A 16,377-nucleotide genomic window follows, 5' to 3' on the forward strand; every position below is an offset into this window, starting at 1 on the left:
ACGAAAAATCCGAGCGCGATGCGGTACCAGATGAACACGGTGATCGGATGTCGGGCAACCAAGCGAAGCAACCAAGCGATCCGCGAATGGTCGATGTAGGAGTTGGCTTGATCTCTCACAGAACCGCGCCGAGTGTGTATCCGACGGCGGCCGCGCCGACGGTGAGGACGAGTGTGCCAATCCCGTTGGTCGCGGCCGCGATGGTGCGTTTGTCCTGGGCGAGGCGGATGGTTTCGAAGCTCGCTGTGCTGAAGGTGGTGTATCCGCCGAGGAGACCGGTCCCTACCAGCAACCGCAGGTCCTCGGGAAGGGCTGCGGTTGCGGCCAATCCGGTCACCAGACCGAGAAAGAAGGATCCGGTCACGTTGATCAACATTGTGCCGAACGGGTACGAGCCGATGGTGCGGGTGCGGATGAGCCCGTCGATGAGGAATCTCAGTGCCGCGCCGATGCCGCCCGATGCGGCGATGGCGAGGAACAGCCAGGGCGTCATCGTGCGCCCTTTCGTCGGATCGCTCCCGCGCTGATGATCCCGCCTGCGGTCGCTGCACCGCCGATCAGTAAGGTGCCGACCGCGTAGGCGAGCCCGACAGCGGGGGTGTCTTGGAGGAGGAGGACTGTGTCGGTGGCAAGCGCACTATAGGTGGTGAATCCACCGAGTATCCCGGTGCCTGCGAACAACCGGAGAACTCGTCGACGGCCGGCATCTTCGCCGCGGTGCGCGAGCGTCTCGAGGAGGAACCCGAGCACAAACGCACCGACGATGTTGATCGCTGCTGTGGTGAAGGGGATGCCTGCCACGGGAGGGATCGCGAGGCTGAGCGCCTCGCGCAATCCGGTGCCGATCATTCCGCCGAGCGCGACGAGCCCAAGATAGCGCCAGTGGAGATGGACCGGGCGGGGCGCGGGTGTGCGTGCGTCGTCGACCTCGATGTCGCTGTCCAGCGGCAACGGAGACGTATCTGGCGTCTGTGCACCGGCGGTCATCGCAGTCCGAACGACAGATGGGCGTTGGAGGCCTCGATCTGAGCGAGGCGATTGTACTTTGCGAGTCTCTCGCCGCGAGCGGGGGCACCGGATTTGATCTGGCCGACCCCGGTACCGACGGCCAGGTCGGCGATGAAGGTGTCGAGGGTCTCACCGGAGCGGTGGGACACCATGCAGGCCATGGCGGCTTCTCGGGCGGCACTGATCGCGGCGAGTGTGTCGGTGACGGTGCCGATCTGATTGGGTTTGATCAGCGCAGCATTCGAGTAGTGGTGCTCTGCACCGTCGCGGATGCGGGCCGGGTCGGTGACGTACAGGTCGTCGCCGACGAGCTGGATCCTGTCTGCGAGGCGCTCGAACAGTAGGGCCCAGCCGGGGTGATCGTTTTCTGCGAATCCGTCTTCGATGCTGCGGATGGGGTACGTGTTGACGAGTCCTGTGTAGTAGTCGCCGAGTTGTTCACTGTTCATTGTGCGGGAGCCGATGCGGTAGGCGCCGTCCACCGCGAAACCGTTCGCCGCCGGGTCCATCGCGATCGCGACCTGGTCGAGCCCGGGCGTGTATCCGGCGGCGGCGATCGCATCCATCAGCAGGTCGAGGGCCTGTTCAGGATCGTCGATGGGCGGCGCGAATCCGCCCTCGTCACCCAACCCGGCCATTCCGAAACGACTACGCACGAGTCCCGCGAGGGCGTGATAGATCTCCGCCCCCATCTGCAGGGCATGCTCCTCGTTCGCGGCACCCACCGGGGCGATCATGAACTCCTGGAACGGTAGACCGCCGGGAGCATGAGCGCCGCCGTTGATCACGTTGAAGTGTGGCACGGGGAGCCGCTCTTCCGCGCCGGAAAGGTGGCTGAGGTAGCGGTGCAGCGGAACGCTTGCAGCATGTGCGAACGCGCGGGTAGCCGCCATCGACACGGCGATCACCGCGTTCGCTCCGAGCCTCGATAGCGAGCCAGTGCCGTCCAGCTGACGCAGGGCCGCGTCCAGGTCGCGCAGGGAGGTCCACCCGTGGGCGGTGAGCAAGGGCGCGATCTCCTCGTCGACGTTCGCGACGGCTCGACGCACTCCACGCCCCGAGAACGCATGGCCGCCGTCCCGCACCTCGACCGCCTCATGCTCCCCCGTGGAAGCGCCCGCCGGGGCTGATGCTTCGACAGTATCCCCATCGGTCAACGTCAGGGTGACCTGGACCGTCGGGTATCCGCGGGAATCCAGAATCTGAGAAGCGGCGACCATCTCGAACCCTACGGGCCGATCGCCGTGGTGAGTGATGTAGTCCCCGCCGCCGGCAAGCGTGTGCGGGTGGGCACCGGTGTAGTCGTTCATGTCACGTTCCTCCTTGTCGGGCCACGGTGGCGGCTGCCTGCCGTGCGGTGATCGGATCGAGGTATTCGCCGCCGCGCACCCGTGGGGCGCCGTCAGCGGTCAGCCGGTAGACGAGGGGCTGGCCGGTAGGGAGGTTCAGGTCCTCGAGTTCTGGTTCGGTGAGGTCATCGAGAACCGCGCAGTAGGCGCGCAACGAGTTCCCATGGGCGACGACCAGCACGTTCACACCCACCTGCAGTCGCGGTCGTGCTCGTTCCCCGTGGAACTGCCGAACACGGGCGATCACGTCAAAGAGGGACTCGGTGGCCGTGAGGGCCGCAGCGGGAAGGTGGCGGAACGGCTCCTTCCGGCGCAGGATCTCGATCTGTCGGGCGGTCAATGGTGGTGGAGCCGCGTGAACAGACCTCCGCCACTCGCGAAACAGGGCTGGGCCATGCTCGGCGAGGATCTCCGTTTTGCTTCGCCCCGTCAGAGCGCCGTAGTTGCGCTCATTGAGTCGCCAGTCCCGCAACGCAACATCCGGCCCCACACCCTCCTGAGCGAGGATCGCGGCGGTGTCTGTGGCGCGGGTCAGCTCAGAGGCGAACGTTGCGCCGACGGTCATCCCCGTTGCGCGCAGCAAGCGGGCCGCCTGTGCAGCCTCGCGACGCCCCCTCGCCGTCAGGGGAGCATCCGAGACGCCTGTGAAAGTCTCCGCGGCGTTGGCAGTGCTCTCTCCATGGCGCAGCAACACGATTGTCCCGCTCATGTCGACTCCCACGGCAGCGCGCCATCACGCACCGGGGCCTGCGGTACCACAAGGACCGGGCGGTGCTGCTGGTGAGCGAGATGCGCCGCCACCGATCCGTCGAAGAACTCTGCCATCGCCCCACGGATCCCGGGACGGCGAGTCCCGACCACGATCATCATCGCGCTCTCGCGCTCTGCGAGATGGGAGAGAGCGGTCGCCGGATTGCCCGCCAGCTCACACCTGTCCCATTCCACACCGGCACGTGCGAACCGATCTCTCAGGTGCTCTGCGAGCGTGTAGGGAAACGGAGAGGGATCGTCATCGTACGCGTCCGAATCAACCGGCCTTGATGTGGTGGACCCGTCGGGGTGTTCGTCCACGACGAAACGGGTCGTGTCGACATGCGCACACACAACACGGGCACGAAGCGCAAGAGCAACGCTGATCGCGGCATCGATGACGGCCGGAGCCTGCATCGGAATCACGCCGATGACGAGAACGGGGGCTGAAGCGCCGGCCTGGTCCACGAGGGTCTCCTATCTCCGCGCACGTAAAAGTGCTGAGATAGGGACTGTTGTCGGGATATCCGAGGTTTGGGTCGGCGAGCCCCACCGCCGAAACGCTCTCGCGTTCTCGCCACGATAGCACCGCTACGCACGATTGTCATCAGCATCCGACCACACGATGGCGCGAATGAACTAGCGCTCCCGTCTAGGTGCGACCTGATCCACGTCGACGACTTCCCAGCCCGATGTCCCCGCCACCATGACGCACCATGACGCGGTCGGCACCGACAATTGCCGCCCCCGATCAAGATGATCGATCACGGGTCGAATGATCGCGTCGTGAGTGACGATGACGGCACTGCTCGAAGACGTCCACAACTCCTGCAGCACCGGCAGGACCCGCGATAAGACGGCTTCGGATGACTCCACTCCCGGCGCTGCGTCGACGCTCCCCCACTCCTCGACAACGTCCGCCTTCAGGTGCCCGGTCCACGGGCCGTAGTCACGATCGTTGAGCCGCTCGTCGATCCGATGTGGGACGCCAGCAGCCAGCGCAATGTGCTGCGCCGTGGTTACCGCGCGCACCAATGGGCTCGACAACACCACGAAGAAGCGGGCTGGCGCGAGCGCATCCGCCAGGCCTTCCGCCTCACGGACACCCACCTCATCCAGCGGGGGATCGGCAAGTCCCCGCAACCGTCCCTCGGCGTTCAACGCAGTACGACCATGACGAGCTAGCAACAACCGAGCGGGAGAAGTCATGAACAACTCATACTCCTTTCCGAGTAGCGCCCCAAGCCTCGCTGCATGCGCCGCCCAGCGCTGCTCACGCAAGAATTGCCTCGCAGCTCGCTTCACCCGGAAAAGCGAACCGTTGAGGACTGCGCTCTCGGCACGCCTGCGCATCGCCCGCCCCGTCGCCTGTATGCAATAATCTGCGTATGAATGCAGATACGAAGTGTTCGCTGTCGTCGGAGAGTGAGTACGTCGAGCTCGCGGTCGAGGTGTTCTCGATGCTTGCTGATGCCAGTCGCGTGCGGATCATCCTCGCGTTGCGCGATGCGGAGCTCTCGGTCAACCATCTCGCGGACATTGTTGACAAGTCACCCGCTGCTGTCTCTCAGCATCTTGCGAAGCTGCGCCTGGCTCGGATTGTGTTGGCCCGTCAGGAGGGCACGAAGGTGTTCTACCGGCTCGCGAACGAACATGCCAGGCAGTTGGTGGCTGACGCGATCTTCCAGGCACAGCACTCGTTGAGCAATGATCCGGCCCATCATCGCGGCGAGCACCCCGCGCCGGAGGACACCCGCTGATGCTGCGGGTTCTCCGCAACCCCACCTACGCGAAGTTGTTCTCCGCGCAGGTGATCGCGCTATTGGGCACGGGTCTTCTCACCGTCGCGTTGGGGTTGCTCGCGTTCGATATCGCCGGCGACGCCGCTGGCTCGGTGCTCGGTACAGCCTTGACGATCAAGATGGTCGCCTACGTCGGTGTCGCTCCCTTGATCGCGGCGGTCGTCGATCGGCTGCCGAAGAAAGCAGTGCTGATCACCGCGGACGTCGTGCGTCTGGCGATCGCGCTGCTGCTTCCGTTCGTGACCGAGGCCTGGCAGATCTACGTGCTGGTGTTCGTTCTGCAATCCGCGTCGGCGACGTTCACCCCCGCGTTTCAATCGCTGATCCCTGTGGTGTTGCCCGAGGCGGCGGACTACACCCGCGCGCTGTCCCTGTCTCGTCTGGCGTACGACCTGGAGGCGCTCCTGAGTCCCACGATCGCTGCGGCGCTGCTCGTAGTGATCAGTTACAACAACTTGTTCGTAGGGACCTCCGTGGGGTTCGCGTGCTCAGCAATTCTCGTGCTGCTGTCGCGGCTACCCGCCCCGACTGCGGAGGGGCCGACGATGACGTTCTGGCAGCGCCTCCCCCTGGGTGCGAAAGTCTTCGTTCGCTCGCCGACCCTGCGCTTCCTGATGCTCACGAACATCTTGGTCGCGGCCGGCACGGCGATCGTCCTCGTGAACTCCGTTGTCTATGCCCGCGGCGTCTTCCATCTGGGTGATGCCGCGCTCGCACTCGCGCTGGCTTGTTACGGCGTCGGCTCGCTCATCGTCGCGGTGAACATCCCCTGGGTAGTCGACAAGATCGGCGTGATCCGCACCATGGTCGTCGGAGCCACGGTGATCATGATCGGCCTCGTCGCAGCCGTCACGGTGACGATGATCGCGACGAACACCGGAGCCGGGTGGATCCCGCTGCTCGGCGTCTGGGTGCTGTTGGGCATGGGGACGTCGCTCGTGAATACGCCGTCGTCGCGGCTGCTCGCCGACGCATCGACGCCCGCAAACCGAAACCTCGTCTATACGGCACAGTTCGCGCTCTCCCACGCCTGCTTCCTGCTCACCTACCCGATCGCGGGGTGGCTGGGAGCGGTGAACCTCACCGGCGCAGCAGTCGCCCTGACTCTGGTGGCCGTCGTCGCCCTGATCAGCGTCATCCTTCAAGCTCGAGCTGTCGACACCACTGGGGCGGTTCGCCCTCATGCCACGAAAAGCCTCTAGACGCGGCCGGGGAAGATCCGCTGTCGAATGTCCGTAGCCTCCCGATTCGAGTCACCAGCTCTGCGGCCGAACGGGCTGCTGCGGCCCCCTCGCTCACGCGTCTGCGAGACCGACAAGCACAAGGACGCTGCGCAGCCCTGCCGGCGTACCCGGCCAGTTCCTCTCGATCGCGACGAGTCCTGCGTGCCGCACGGCGTACCGGAGTGCCACGGCGACGATGATCGCGTCGTCGGCGTACCCGATCACGGGGATGAAGTCCGGGATGAGGTCGATCGGAAGCACGAGATAGATCATCAATGCGACCAGCCACGCGCGGGTGCCGCGCGGCACGCGGGTATCGGTGGCGAGGCGCTTGATGAGCCGCACGATATCGGGGGCGAGTCGAGCGATGTCGCGCCAGTCGACATCGTTGCCGGCACGGCGCTGCTGGACCAACAGGAACACCACGAGGGCCACCCACAGAAGCACCAGGCCGCCGATGACGCCGGCCACGCCTACGAGCCAGTCAGGCATGAGCCCCGTTCCGTTCGATCGACATCAGCCTGAGTGCAGGGTGCTAGTCGTTGCTACAGCTGGCCGAGCAGCTGAACGAACTCATCGGCCATGGCGAGCTGTTCAGTGAGCTTCTGCCGGCGCAGATCGGCGCTCTCGCGGATGTCGTCAAGGCGAGCGCGCAACGCAGCGTCCGTGGGTTCGACGGTGAGGGCGTCGACGACGTCGAGAAGTTCGCGCATCTCATCGAGGGTGTATCCCAGCGGCTTCATTCTGCGGATGATGAGGATGCGTTCGACGTCTTTCTCGGTGTAGAGCCGGAACCCGCCCTCCGTGCGCGCGGACGGCTGCACGAGCCCCACGTCGTCCCAGTGTCGAAGCGAGCGGAATGAGAGCGCCGTGCGCTCGGCGACCTCGCCGATCCGCATCGTCTCGACGGTCACGTGTTCGTCTTCCATTGCTTTCCCCACAACACTCACGTTACGTTAGAGTCTAGATCGGCGCGGCTCTCGCGCCCGCTCCCTATATCTTCCCGTGTCGGCCTGACCGACGCCTGCGCGCCGCTGCGCTCCCGTTCGTTTCCCGCGCTCTCACGAGAGAGCCCAACACCCGGAGGGCACATGACTGCCGTCACCCCCACCCGCGACTCCGCGTCGCGTTACCGCATCGAACCCACCGTCATGCAGGCTCTGCGCAGCCCGCGACTGCTCACCCGCGAAGTCCTCGCTGGCCTCGTCGTCGCACTTGCCCTGATCCCGGAGGCGATCGCGTTCTCGATCATCGCCGGCGTCGACCCCCGGGTCGGGCTGTTCTCGTCCTTCATCATGGCCGTCGCGATCGCGTTCCTCGGAGGACGGCCTGCCATGATCACCGCGGCCACCGGAGCGATCGCGCTCGTCATCGCACCCGTCGCTCGTGAGTACGGCATGGACTACTTCATCGCCACGGTCCTGCTCGGCGGACTCATCCAGATCGTCCTCGCATTGCTCGGTGTCGCCAAGCTCATGCGGTTCATTCCGCGCTCGGTGATGGTTGGCTTCGTGAACGCCCTGGCGATCTTGATCTTCACTTCGCAGTTCCCGCAGCTCATCGGCGTTCCCTGGTTGGTCTACCCGCTCGTCGCGGTCGGCCTGCTGGTGATGTATCTGATGCCGCGGATCACGAAGGTCATCCCGGCGCCACTCGTCGCGATCGTGCTGCTCACCGCGGCAGTCGTCGTTTTCGCCTGGAACGTGCCGAACGTGGGCGACCAGGGAGAACTCCCCGAGAGCCTGCCGGAGCTGTTCATTCCGAATGTGCCGCTCACCTTCGAGACGCTGCAGATCATCGCCCCCTACGCGCTGGCGATGGCCGTGGTCGGCCTGCTCGAGTCGCTGATGACCGCGAAGCTCGTCGACGACATCACCGATACCCACTCCCGCAAGACCCGCGAGGCACTCGGCCAGGGCGCCGCGAACGTCCTGTCCGGCGCGTTCGGTGGCATGGGAGGCTGCGCGATGATCGGCCAGACGATGATCAACGTCAAAGCCTCTGGCGCCCGCACCAGGATCTCGACCTTCCTTGCCGGTGTCTTCCTGCTGGTCCTCGTGCTCGCGCTCGGTGACGTGGTGTCGATCATCCCCATGGCAGCCCTCGTCGCCGTGATGATCCTCGTCTCGATCGCGACCTTTGACTGGCACAGCATCCGCCTGAGCACTCTCAAGCGCATGCCGAAGAGCGAGACCGCCGTCATGCTCATCACCGTCATCGCGACCGTCTGGACGCACAACCTCGCCGTCGGCGTCATCCTCGGGGTCATCGCCGCGATGATCATGTTCGCTCGACGGGTCGCCCACTTCGTCAGTGTCACCCGCACCCTCAGCGACAACGGCGCCACAGCGCATTACGCCGTCGATGGAGAGCTGTTCTTCGCGTCCAGCAACGACCTCACCACCCAGTTCGAGTACGCCGACGACCCCGACACGGTGGTCATCGACATGAGCCGGTCCCACGTCTGGGATGCATCCACCGTTGCAGCCCTCGACGCGATCGTCACCAAGTACGAAAACCACGGAACGAACGTCACCATCGAAGGACTCAACGACACCGCAGCAGCCTTCCACGGCCGCCTCGCCGGCAACCTCGGCGCCGGTCACTGAGTCAGCCACGACCACGTAAGAGGAGAACCCTTCCGGTAGGTGCGGTCCCGGCGAGCCTGGACCTAGACGATGATGTATGAGGGCATTCGAACCGATGCCAGATGAGGAGCGGTACGCAGTGCTTCCAACCAGTCTTCCCAGCCCGCCTTCATCCTGGGCACAGTTCACTCTCGGGCCCCTGACGATCCACACTTACGCGCTGTGCATCATCGCCGGGATCATCGCCGCCGTCATCATCACCCAACGACGCCTGTCAGCACGCGGCGCGGAGGACGGCGTGGTTATCGACATCGTCATCTGGGCGGTCCCGATCGGCATCATCGGAGCCCGGTTCTACCACGTGTTCACCCACGTCGGAGACTACTTCTATCCCGGCGCGAACCTCGGAAACATCTTCGCCATCTGGGACGGCGGCAACGCCCTCTACGGGTCCCTCCTGGGCGGCGCTGTCGGCGCGTACATCGGCTGCCGACGAACCGGCATCCGGCTTTGGTCCTTCGCCGACGCTCTCGCGCCCGCGATGCTCATCGCGCAGTCCATGGGTCGGATCGGCAACTACTTCAACCACGAACTCTTCGGGCTCCCCACCACCCTTCCCTGGGGGCTCGAGATCCTGCCGACAGACACCATGTTCCCGGACGGCCTCCCGGACGGAACACTGTTCCACCCGCTGTTCCTGTACGAGATCATCTGGAACTTGATCGGCGTCGCGATCATCCTCCTCCTCGAGCGCAAATACCGATTCCGGTGGGGACGCACCTTCGCCCTCTACCTCATCTGGTACGGCCTCGGACGCAGCTGGCTCGAGGCCATCAGAATCGACCCCACCAGCGACGCCCTCATCGGCATCCCCGCGAACGTCTGGGCATCCTTCGTCGTCGTCGCCCTCGGCATCGTCCTATTCATCGTCCAGGGGCGACGACACCCCGAACCGGAACCCTCCGTGTACCAAGAAGGACGCGCGCCAGCGGTGGAACATCAGCCCAGCAGCGCAGACGCAAACTGAACGCCACCCACACCTCCAGCTGTCAGCTAGTTCTGTCTGAGCGATCACCGACACAAGGCCTTTTGACGTGGTGCGCCGAAGTTCCCTGCCGAAAGGGGATTCCGGAGATCGTTTGCGGCGCCTCATAAGGAGCCACCGGGCCAGTAACGCCAAAAACGATCGTTTGCGGCGCGTAGTGACGCCCTGGTGCCAGCCATGTTCAGCCGGCGAGGGTGACTCCGCAATAGGCGATGGTGGCGACGAGGAGGGTGGAGAGCGCGGCCAGGGCGAAGGGCTTGAGGCCCACCTTGATGAGGTTCCGAATCTTGACGCCGCAGCCGAGTCCGAACATCGCTGCAGCCAGCAACCCTGTCTGCAGCAGCCCGCCGGTCGTCAGCACGAAGTCCGGCAGAGGGATAAAGGAACGCAGGAGCACCATGGCGATGAACCCGATGATGAACAGCGGGACGATGGGCGGCAGCTTCGAACTCGACCTCTGTTGACTGGGTTCGCCTGCCGTACGGCTGAGTCGGCGCTGCCGGATGCTAAGGATGGCCACGACAGGGGCGAGCAGCAGCACTCGGGCGAGTTTGACGATGACCGCGACCGTGAGCGCTCCGCCACCGATGATGCCTCCAGCGGCGACGACTTGCGCGATTTCATGGATGGAACCCCCTGCCCACATCCCGGCCGTCTCGGAGCCCAGGCCAAGCAGGTCCGTGATCAGTGGGACGACGGGAATCATCAGCGTTCCGAAGATCACCACGAGGGCGACCGCGGTGATGGTGTCTTCCTCGGCCTCGTCGTCCGGATCGGTGACCCCTGCCGCGCCCGCCACGGCTGCCGCGCCGCAGATGGAGAATCCGCAGGCGATTAGCAGCGAGAGCCCGGATGGAACCCGTAGCAGCTTCCCCAGGAGAACGGTGCCGAACAGTCCGCCGGCGACAATGCACACGATGACGACCAGCATCGGGGCTCCGAGTTCGAGGATGTCTGTCAGTACCAGTTGGAGTCCGAGGAAGACGATGCCGGCGCGCAGGAGCTTTTTCGCGGAGAAGTCTATGCCGTCGGAGGCTGCCGCTGGCAGCCGGACGACGTTGGCCAGGAGTACGCCAAGCACGATCGCGATAATGAGCGGGCTGACTCCCGGCAGCAGCAGGCTGACCCCGTACGATGCTCCGGCCGCGGCGAGGCAGAGGACAAGCCCGGGCAGCAGCGCGCGGACTCGGGCAAGCAGCGTGTGTTCCGGTCGGGCAGTCGCAACGTCCTGGGCATGGGTCATGCATCCATCATTTCCTCGGACCGCTCGTGCGAGTAGAGGCAGATACCGTCCGCCATACAAGTTATGCTTGTGCTTGGGAGGCGGAAGATGCGCCACGAGCCGGACTTGGAGGCACTGCGAGCCTTGGCGCTCGTCGCGAAGGAAAGCAGCATGTCGGCGGCAAGCACGCAGTTGGGCGTGAGTCAGCAGGCGGTGTCTCTGCGCATCCGGAAACTGGAAAAAGATTTGCGCGTGCGACTCCTGGTGCGTTCTGCACGGGGTTCGCGATTGACTCCGGCGGGCGAGCTGATTGTCGGCTGGGGAACAACGCTGCTGACGGCGGCCGATGAGTTCTCGGATGCTGTCAACTCGCTCCGCACGGATCGCGGGAAGATGATGCGCATCGCCGCGAGCCTCACGATCGCAGAACACCTCCTACCGGAATGGATCGCCCGGTGGCGCATCTCTCACGGCAATGACGGCCCGGTCGTTCAACTCACAGCCGCCAACAGCAGCACGGTCGTCGAGGCCATACGCGAGGGAACCGCAGACCTCGGGCTCATCGAGACCCCTGTCGTTCCCGCCGGCCTCCGGTCAGTCACCGTCGCTTACGACACCATCGAAGTCGTTGTGCAGCACGGTCACCGATGGGCGAAGACCCGCCAGGTGTCCGTCCGTGAACTGGCGGGCACTGGGTTGGTGCTCCGCGAGACCGGCAGCGGCACCCGACAAGCGCTCGAGAACGCCCTCACCGAGGCGGGCTTTCCTCTCGCAGCCGAGCCCGCAGCCGTGCTGACGACCACGCTCGGCGTTCGCAGCGCGATTATGGCCGGCATAGCCCCCGGCGCGTTGAGCTCCCTCGCCGTGTCCGAGGACGCCCGCGCCGGCCGACTCGTGCGAGTTCGGATCAACAATCTCCAGATCACCCGCCCGCTCACCGCCATCTGGGCCGGGACGACTCCGCCCCCTCACATACGGGACTTCCTGGACGTCATCGCGCGAACTGACCGGTAACGATCGTTTTCGGCACCTGTGGGAGCGTAGGTTGTGCATCGCGAGACCAGCTCGAGCGATGCGGTGTGCGCGCGAGGCGCGCAGGGGTGCGCGCTCGTGGGGGGACGAGCGCGCACGTCTTAGGGCTGGACGATGGGGAGTCCCGTTGCACTGGCTGCGTCCTCGAGCGATCCGAGGTTGCGGAGGTCGGTGAAGCCGGCCTCCTTCATGAGGTCGATGGCGGCTCCTGCCCGGTTGCCTGACCGGCAGTAGACGAGGTAGGCGGCTTCGGGGTCGAGGTCGGGCAGTGCGGGTTGCAGTTCGCCTGCGGTGACGTCGAGCAGGAGGGCACCGTCAAGGTGTCCGGTGGCGTGCTCGGCGGGGGTGCGCACGTCGATGATGACCGCGTTGGGGTCGAGGTCGGCCTGCGGTGCGGGTGTGGCGGCGCAGGAGGTGAGGGTGATTGCGGCGATGACGGTGAGGGTGGTGAGGGCGAGGCGGCGCATGAGAGCGTCCTTTCGAGCTTTGGGTGGGGGTTTATCTGTCGCAGGCGCCGTTGGTGCAGTGGCGGGTGGGTTGCCGGGTGAGGCGTTGGTGCAGGGCGCATCCCGCGCACCACCCGAAGACGGCTTCCAGAAAGAGGAGAGTGAAGCAGATCCCGCAGAGACCGAGTGTCACGGTGAGGGGGACGATTCCGGCGCTCATCGTTACGCATGACACGGCGGCAATGCCAAGCGCCAGCCACCATGCGAAGACCTTTTGCGGCGCGCCGACCCAGAGCGGGCGACAGCGACGCCTCAGCGCCCGGGCGAGGGCGAGGGTGAGAGACAGCCGGTCGCTGATCAGGATGCGGGTTGTCATGTCGACGAGGAAGAACAGGCCGAATGTTTGCAGCGGCCGGATGCTGCCCGAGACGAGGGTGAGGGCGAGGGCGGTGATGCCGGCGGCGAGGAGGATGCCGGCGGCGATGCGGATGGCGTGCTCGTCGAGGACGGGCACCTCGTATCCGTCGACGTGTTCCCCGGTGCGGGGCGCGGTGTCGGTCGCGTTGGGCATGAAGGGCTTTCTGCGGTGGTCAGGCGGAGAGGGCCTGGATGATGAGGGTGGTGAGCATGGTCAGCCCCACGGCCAGCACCAGGACCCCGAACCCGGTGCGGATGCTGGCTGCGGGGAGGCGGTGCGAAAGGGCCAGCCCGATGAAGGAACCGGCGACGGCGAGGGCGGTGAAGGTGAGGACGGTGGGCCAGTGGATAGCCGCGGTGCTGATCTGCGTGAGGAACCCAGCGGACGAGTTCACGGCGATGACCAGGAGCGACGTCCCCACGGCTGCGGCGATGGGGAGGCCGAGAAAGGTAAGGGCGGGGACGATGAGGAACCCGCCGCCAGCTCCCAGAGCTCCCGTGAGAACTCCGACCCCGAGGCCCGTGGCTGCCGTTCGAATCCCGCGGACAACGGGCGGCGTCTGACGAGGTTCAGCGTGCTCATGTCGGGGCCGCATCATCGCGATCGCGGTGAGGATCATGATCGTCGCGAACAAGATGGTGAGGACAGGTTCCGGAAGGAATTGGCCGACCACCCCGCCAGCTACGCCCCCGACCAGCCCGGTCGCGGCGAAGATCGCTGCGACCTTCCACCGCACCTCGCGTCGACCGATCCGGAACGCGGTGGAGACCGCGCTGGTGGTGGCGACGACGAAGAGGGAGGAGACGATCGCTTCTCTCGTTCCGGTGCCGAGGACGAGAGTGAAGATGGGGACGGTGAGGATGGAGCCCCCGCCGCCGAGGAGCCCGAGTGCGACACCGACCAGGACCGCGAGGGTCATGGCGATGACGATGGACGTACTCACTCGAGCTCCTTGTCGGGTCAGGCGGCGGTGGTCTGGGGTGCGGTGGCGGCGACCCAGGCGTTGTAGCTGCCTTCGATTTCGATGACGTCGTGCCCGGCGCGGCGGAGGGCGCTGGCGACGACGCTGTTGCGGACCCCGCTCTGGCAGTAGGTCAGTATTTTGCCGGCGGGCAGTTCGTCGGTGTGCCAGAGGGCACGGCCGCCGGAGAGCTGCTTGGCGCCGGGGATGTGGCCCGCGGTGTACTCGGTGCGGTTGCGGACGTCGAGGAGGAGCGCCGCGTCGACCTGGTCGAGGTCGGTCGGGGCGATCGTCTTAGGCTGCACCGTGGGAAGACCGTCGAGGGTGGTGGTAAACCCGTCGACCTGGTCGATACCGACGCGCAGCAGGTGGTCCCGGAACTGGGCTGCGGTGTTCGAGGAGTCGATGAGCAGCACGAGCGGACGGGTTTCGGTGTCGGGGTCGTAGACCCATGCGCCGTAGCTGGCTGCCTTCGCGACCCCGGGGACGTTCAGCGCGCCCGGCACGGTGCCCTCGTGGACGAGGGAGTGGTGGCGGGTGTCGACCACGATGACTCGGTCGCCCTCGATGTCCTCGTGAAGCTCGGACGCCGAGTACTCGGTCAGCGGGCTGAGCTGGCCGCGCAGGGCCGGCCCGACGCGGTTCTGCCGCTTCATGCGCGCGAAGTACGCGTGCGCGTCGGGCTGATCGTTCAGCAGCGTGTCGATGAACCCTTGCTCGTCGCCGGCCGCGAGGTACGGTGCCCACCACGCGAAGCGCCGTTCGTAGCCGACGGTCGAGCTGGGGACGGCGCCGAGCGCTTTGCCGCATGCGGATCCCGACCCGTGAGCGGGGAGCACCTGCACGTAGTCGGGCAGGGTGAGGAAACGGTCGCGGAGGCTGGCGAACAGGTCGCGAGCACCGTCGAAGCGGGTGTCGACACCGCCGGCGGCCTCATCGAGCAAGTCTGGTCGCCCGACGTCACCGACGAACACGAAGTCACCGGTCAGGACGTATCCCGGCTCGGAGGAGGCGGCGCCGTCGGTGACCAGGAACGACAGGTGCTCGGGGGTGTGCCCGGGGGTGTGGACCGCGTCAACGGTGATGTTCCCGATGGTTATGCGGTGTCCGTGCATCATCCGGGTGGCGTCCTGGAACCCCGAACCGTACTGCCAGTCGGGACCGCCCTCAGTGGAGACGTACATCGTCGCTCCGGTGCGGGCGGCGAGCTCGCGGGTGCCGGAGAGGTAGTCCGCGTGGATGTGGGTTTCGGTGACGGCGGTGATGGTCATGCCGTTCTTCGCGGCGAGGTCGAGGTAGACCTGCACGTCGCGGCGCGGGTCGACCACGATCGCTTCGCCGGTGCGCTGGCAGCCGATGACATAGCTGGCGTGGGCGAGGTCGTCGTCATAGAGGCGTTCGAGGAGCATGGTTCGGCTTTCGTGTCGCTGTCAGTGAGCGCAGCTGCAGCGCTCGTCACGGGGAATGCCCGCGAGGGCTTGTTCGATGTGCTGTCCGCAGCCGGCCCAGGTGGGCTTGCCGCAGGTTGAGCAGGTGATCTGTGCACACATAGGGGGTCCTTTCAGGCCGCGATGGGCGATTCGGCGATCTGCCAGCGCACGTCGTCCATGTCGAGTTCGCGGGCCTTGCTGATCAGAAGCTCAAGCTGGGGTTCGGGGAGCGCGCCGGGCTGCTTGTAGACCAGGACACCGTCACGGATGACCATGAGCGTGGGGATGGAAGTGATGCGGTTCGCCGTGGCGAGACCGACTTCCGCTTCGGTGTCGACCTTCGCGAAGACGACGTCGGGGTGACGTTCGGACGCGGCCTCGAACACGGGAGCGAACGCGCGGCACGGGCCGCACCACGCCGCCCAGAAGTCGACGAGGGCGATGCCCTCCCCCGCGACCGTGCCGCCGAAGCTCTCACCGGTCAGATCGATCGTGGCCATGCGCGTCACTTCCCGAACAGGCGGGAGAGGAACCCGCCACGCTGCGACTGCGCGGCCTGGACCTCACCGCGGGTGTGTTGGCCGTTGCACCAATCCGACGCCGGCACGCCCTTGCGCACGGACGCGACGTGCTGCCCGCAGCCAGTCCACGTGGTCTTCCCGCAGGTTCGGCACTTCGTTGCTCTGCACATGTGAATCCTCAATCTGTAATACCCCTGGGGTATTGGGTTGGAGTGGACTCAGCATACCCCAGGGGGTATCGTGATTGTCAACTCCCCGGAAGGAACGAAGATGAGCGCAATCGAAACCCCCATCGCAGAGTTCGCCCACGACGCTGAGGCCAAGCGGAAGGTCGTCAACCGGCTCAAGCGCGCTCAAGGGCAGCTCGCCGCCGTCATCACGGCCGTGGAAAGCGACGCACACTGCCGCGACGTCGTCCAGCAGCTCGCGGCCGTCTCGAAGGCTCTCGACCGGGCAGGGTTCCTCGTCATCTCCACCGCGCTGCGCGACTGCATGACCGATCCCGACGCCGATGGCACCAGCACCCCGGACGAGTTGGAGAAGCTCTTCCTCTCCCTCGCATGAGTGACGCGCACCCGTTCG

20 protein-coding genes are annotated in these 16,377 nt (G+C 65.8%); 6 read left to right on the forward strand and 14 right to left on the reverse strand.

The genetic code is table 11. The features are described 5' to 3' along the window. Window positions 1-115 precede the first annotated feature (115 nt). From crcB to FGL91_RS15655, 6 genes are all read right to left on the reverse strand, one after another. Window positions 116-493, reverse strand: a complete 378-nt coding sequence (gene crcB / locus FGL91_RS15630; RefSeq protein WP_153244276.1) for a fluoride efflux transporter CrcB — start codon at window positions 491-493, stop codon at window positions 116-118. Then, the gene (locus FGL91_RS15635; RefSeq protein WP_153244277.1) at window positions 490-987 is read right to left on the reverse strand and encodes a fluoride efflux transporter FluC; all 498 of its coding nucleotides are present in this window, start codon (window positions 985-987) and stop codon (window positions 490-492) included. The genes crcB and FGL91_RS15635 overlap by 4 nt, the downstream gene beginning before the upstream one ends. Further along, on the reverse strand, window positions 984-2,318 hold the full coding sequence (gene eno, locus FGL91_RS15640; RefSeq protein WP_153244278.1) for a phosphopyruvate hydratase: 1,335 nt from the start codon (window positions 2,316-2,318) through the stop codon (window positions 984-986). Before eno ends, FGL91_RS15635 begins: the two co-directional genes overlap by 4 nt. A gap of 1 nt (window position 2,319) precedes the next feature. Continuing rightward, window positions 2,320-3,066 carry a 2,3-bisphosphoglycerate-dependent phosphoglycerate mutase gene (locus tag FGL91_RS15645; protein WP_153244279.1) on the reverse strand — a complete coding sequence of 249 codons (747 nt, stop codon included), beginning with the start codon at window positions 3,064-3,066 and terminating at the stop codon, window positions 2,320-2,322. After that, window positions 3,063-3,575 (reverse strand): universal stress protein, encoded by a 513-nt coding sequence (locus FGL91_RS15650; protein ID WP_153244280.1) that lies wholly within the window; start codon window positions 3,573-3,575, stop codon window positions 3,063-3,065. Before FGL91_RS15650 ends, FGL91_RS15645 begins: the two co-directional genes overlap by 4 nt. A gap of 171 nt (window positions 3,576-3,746) precedes the next feature. Continuing rightward, complete coding sequence (locus FGL91_RS15655; RefSeq protein WP_153244281.1) at window positions 3,747-4,316, reverse strand: histidine phosphatase family protein; 570 nt, start codon at window positions 4,314-4,316, stop codon at window positions 3,747-3,749. Window positions 4,317-4,495: 179 nt separating this feature from the next. Between FGL91_RS15655 and FGL91_RS15660 the strand changes: the two genes are divergently transcribed. Together FGL91_RS15660 and FGL91_RS15665 are read left to right on the forward strand one after the other, a co-directional pair. Beyond that, the gene (locus tag FGL91_RS15660; RefSeq protein ID WP_153244282.1) at window positions 4,496-4,867 is read left to right on the forward strand and encodes an ArsR/SmtB family transcription factor; all 372 of its coding nucleotides are present in this window, start codon (window positions 4,496-4,498) and stop codon (window positions 4,865-4,867) included. Further along, a complete protein-coding gene (locus FGL91_RS15665; protein WP_153244283.1) occupies window positions 4,867-6,111 on the forward strand; it encodes an MFS transporter in 1,245 nt (414 codons plus the stop codon). The genes FGL91_RS15660 and FGL91_RS15665 overlap by 1 nt, the downstream gene beginning before the upstream one ends. A 93-nt stretch (window positions 6,112-6,204) precedes the next feature. Here FGL91_RS15665 and FGL91_RS15670 read toward each other — a convergent pair whose 3' ends face one another. Continuing rightward, window positions 6,205-6,624: a YkvA family protein gene (locus FGL91_RS15670; RefSeq protein WP_153244284.1), complete on the reverse strand. Its 420-nt coding sequence runs from the start codon at window positions 6,622-6,624 to the stop codon at window positions 6,205-6,207. A gap of 53 nt (window positions 6,625-6,677) precedes the next feature. After that, entirely contained in the window at window positions 6,678-7,061 is a 384-nt protein-coding gene (locus FGL91_RS15675; protein WP_194239250.1) for a MerR family transcriptional regulator, read from the reverse strand. A 162-nt stretch (window positions 7,062-7,223) separates the two neighbouring features. Here FGL91_RS15675 and FGL91_RS15680 point away from each other — a divergent pair, with 162 nt between their 5' ends. Together FGL91_RS15680 and lgt are read left to right on the forward strand one after the other, a co-directional pair. Beyond that, window positions 7,224-8,741: a SulP family inorganic anion transporter gene (locus FGL91_RS15680; RefSeq protein ID WP_153244285.1), complete on the forward strand. Its 1,518-nt coding sequence runs from the start codon at window positions 7,224-7,226 to the stop codon at window positions 8,739-8,741. 118 nt (window positions 8,742-8,859) lie between these two features. Then, window positions 8,860-9,747 carry a prolipoprotein diacylglyceryl transferase gene (lgt, locus tag FGL91_RS15685; RefSeq protein WP_227991666.1) on the forward strand — a complete coding sequence of 296 codons (888 nt, stop codon included), beginning with the start codon at window positions 8,860-8,862 and terminating at the stop codon, window positions 9,745-9,747. 199 nt (window positions 9,748-9,946) lie between these two features. Here lgt and FGL91_RS15690 read toward each other — a convergent pair whose 3' ends face one another. After that, on the reverse strand, window positions 9,947-11,008 hold the full coding sequence (locus tag FGL91_RS15690; protein ID WP_153244286.1) for a YeiH family protein: 1,062 nt from the start codon (window positions 11,006-11,008) through the stop codon (window positions 9,947-9,949). An 87-nt stretch (window positions 11,009-11,095) separates the two neighbouring features. On the opposite strand from FGL91_RS15690, the gene FGL91_RS15695 reads away from it, so the two are divergent. Next, window positions 11,096-12,001 carry a LysR family transcriptional regulator gene (locus FGL91_RS15695; protein ID WP_153244287.1) on the forward strand — a complete coding sequence of 302 codons (906 nt, stop codon included), beginning with the start codon at window positions 11,096-11,098 and terminating at the stop codon, window positions 11,999-12,001. Window positions 12,002-12,120: 119 nt separating this feature from the next. Here the strand turns inward: FGL91_RS15695 and FGL91_RS15700 are convergent, their stop codons facing one another. The 5 genes from FGL91_RS15700 to FGL91_RS15720 all read right to left on the reverse strand — a co-directional run bounded on the left by FGL91_RS15700 (window position 12,121) and on the right by FGL91_RS15720 (window position 15,774). Beyond that, window positions 12,121-12,486 (reverse strand): rhodanese-like domain-containing protein, encoded by a 366-nt coding sequence (locus FGL91_RS15700; protein WP_153244288.1) that lies wholly within the window; start codon window positions 12,484-12,486, stop codon window positions 12,121-12,123. Between the two features lie 31 nt (window positions 12,487-12,517). Further along, window positions 12,518-13,036, reverse strand: a complete 519-nt coding sequence (locus FGL91_RS15705; RefSeq protein ID WP_153244289.1) for a DUF4395 domain-containing protein — start codon at window positions 13,034-13,036, stop codon at window positions 12,518-12,520. 19 nt (window positions 13,037-13,055) lie between these two features. Then, a complete protein-coding gene (locus FGL91_RS15710) occupies window positions 13,056-13,826 on the reverse strand; it encodes a sulfite exporter TauE/SafE family protein (RefSeq protein WP_153244290.1) in 771 nt (256 codons plus the stop codon). A 17-nt stretch (window positions 13,827-13,843) separates the two neighbouring features. Beyond that, a complete protein-coding gene (locus FGL91_RS15715; RefSeq protein WP_153244291.1) occupies window positions 13,844-15,253 on the reverse strand; it encodes an MBL fold metallo-hydrolase in 1,410 nt (469 codons plus the stop codon). Between the two features lie 152 nt (window positions 15,254-15,405). After that, entirely contained in the window at window positions 15,406-15,774 is a 369-nt protein-coding gene (locus FGL91_RS15720; RefSeq protein ID WP_153244292.1) for a thioredoxin family protein, read from the reverse strand. A 291-nt stretch (window positions 15,775-16,065) separates the two neighbouring features. Here FGL91_RS15720 and FGL91_RS15725 point away from each other — a divergent pair, with 291 nt between their 5' ends. Then, on the forward strand, window positions 16,066-16,359 hold the full coding sequence (locus FGL91_RS15725) for a metal-sensitive transcriptional regulator (protein WP_153244293.1): 294 nt from the start codon (window positions 16,066-16,068) through the stop codon (window positions 16,357-16,359). Window positions 16,360-16,377: the final 18 nt, after the last annotated feature.

This window comes from Microbacterium sp. CBA3102 (assembly GCF_007954505.1).
Taxonomy (GTDB): domain Bacteria; phylum Actinomycetota; class Actinomycetes; order Actinomycetales; family Microbacteriaceae; genus Microbacterium; species Microbacterium aurugineum.

Coding starts and splice junctions, on each gene's coding strand:
- crcB (WP_153244276.1), bottom strand. CDS start 493: ATGACGCCCTGGCTGTTCCTCGCCATCGCCGCATCGGGCGGCATCGGC.
- FGL91_RS15635 (WP_153244277.1), bottom strand. CDS start 987: ATGACCGCCGGTGCACAGACGCCAGATACGTCTCCGTTGCCGCTGGAC.
- eno (WP_153244278.1), bottom strand. CDS start 2,318: ATGAACGACTACACCGGTGCCCACCCGCACACGCTTGCCGGCGGCGGG.
- FGL91_RS15645 (WP_153244279.1), bottom strand. CDS start 3,066: ATGAGCGGGACAATCGTGTTGCTGCGCCATGGAGAGAGCACTGCCAAC.
- FGL91_RS15655 (WP_153244281.1), bottom strand. CDS start 4,316: ATGACTTCTCCCGCTCGGTTGTTGCTAGCTCGTCATGGTCGTACTGCG.
- FGL91_RS15660 (WP_153244282.1), top strand. CDS start 4,496: ATGAATGCAGATACGAAGTGTTCGCTGTCGTCGGAGAGTGAGTACGTC.
- FGL91_RS15665 (WP_153244283.1), top strand. CDS start 4,867: ATGCTGCGGGTTCTCCGCAACCCCACCTACGCGAAGTTGTTCTCCGCG.
- FGL91_RS15670 (WP_153244284.1), bottom strand. CDS start 6,624: ATGCCTGACTGGCTCGTAGGCGTGGCCGGCGTCATCGGCGGCCTGGTG.
- FGL91_RS15675 (WP_194239250.1), bottom strand. CDS start 7,061: ATGGAAGACGAACACGTGACCGTCGAGACGATGCGGATCGGCGAGGTC.
- FGL91_RS15680 (WP_153244285.1), top strand. CDS start 7,224: ATGACTGCCGTCACCCCCACCCGCGACTCCGCGTCGCGTTACCGCATC.
- FGL91_RS15690 (WP_153244286.1), bottom strand. CDS start 11,008: ATGACCCATGCCCAGGACGTTGCGACTGCCCGACCGGAACACACGCTG.
- FGL91_RS15695 (WP_153244287.1), top strand. CDS start 11,096: ATGCGCCACGAGCCGGACTTGGAGGCACTGCGAGCCTTGGCGCTCGTC.
- FGL91_RS15700 (WP_153244288.1), bottom strand. CDS start 12,486: ATGCGCCGCCTCGCCCTCACCACCCTCACCGTCATCGCCGCAATCACC.
- FGL91_RS15705 (WP_153244289.1), bottom strand. CDS start 13,036: ATGCCCAACGCGACCGACACCGCGCCCCGCACCGGGGAACACGTCGAC.
- FGL91_RS15715 (WP_153244291.1), bottom strand. CDS start 15,253: ATGCTCCTCGAACGCCTCTATGACGACGACCTCGCCCACGCCAGCTAT.
- FGL91_RS15720 (WP_153244292.1), bottom strand. CDS start 15,774: ATGGCCACGATCGATCTGACCGGTGAGAGCTTCGGCGGCACGGTCGCG.
- FGL91_RS15725 (WP_153244293.1), top strand. CDS start 16,066: ATGAGCGCAATCGAAACCCCCATCGCAGAGTTCGCCCACGACGCTGAG.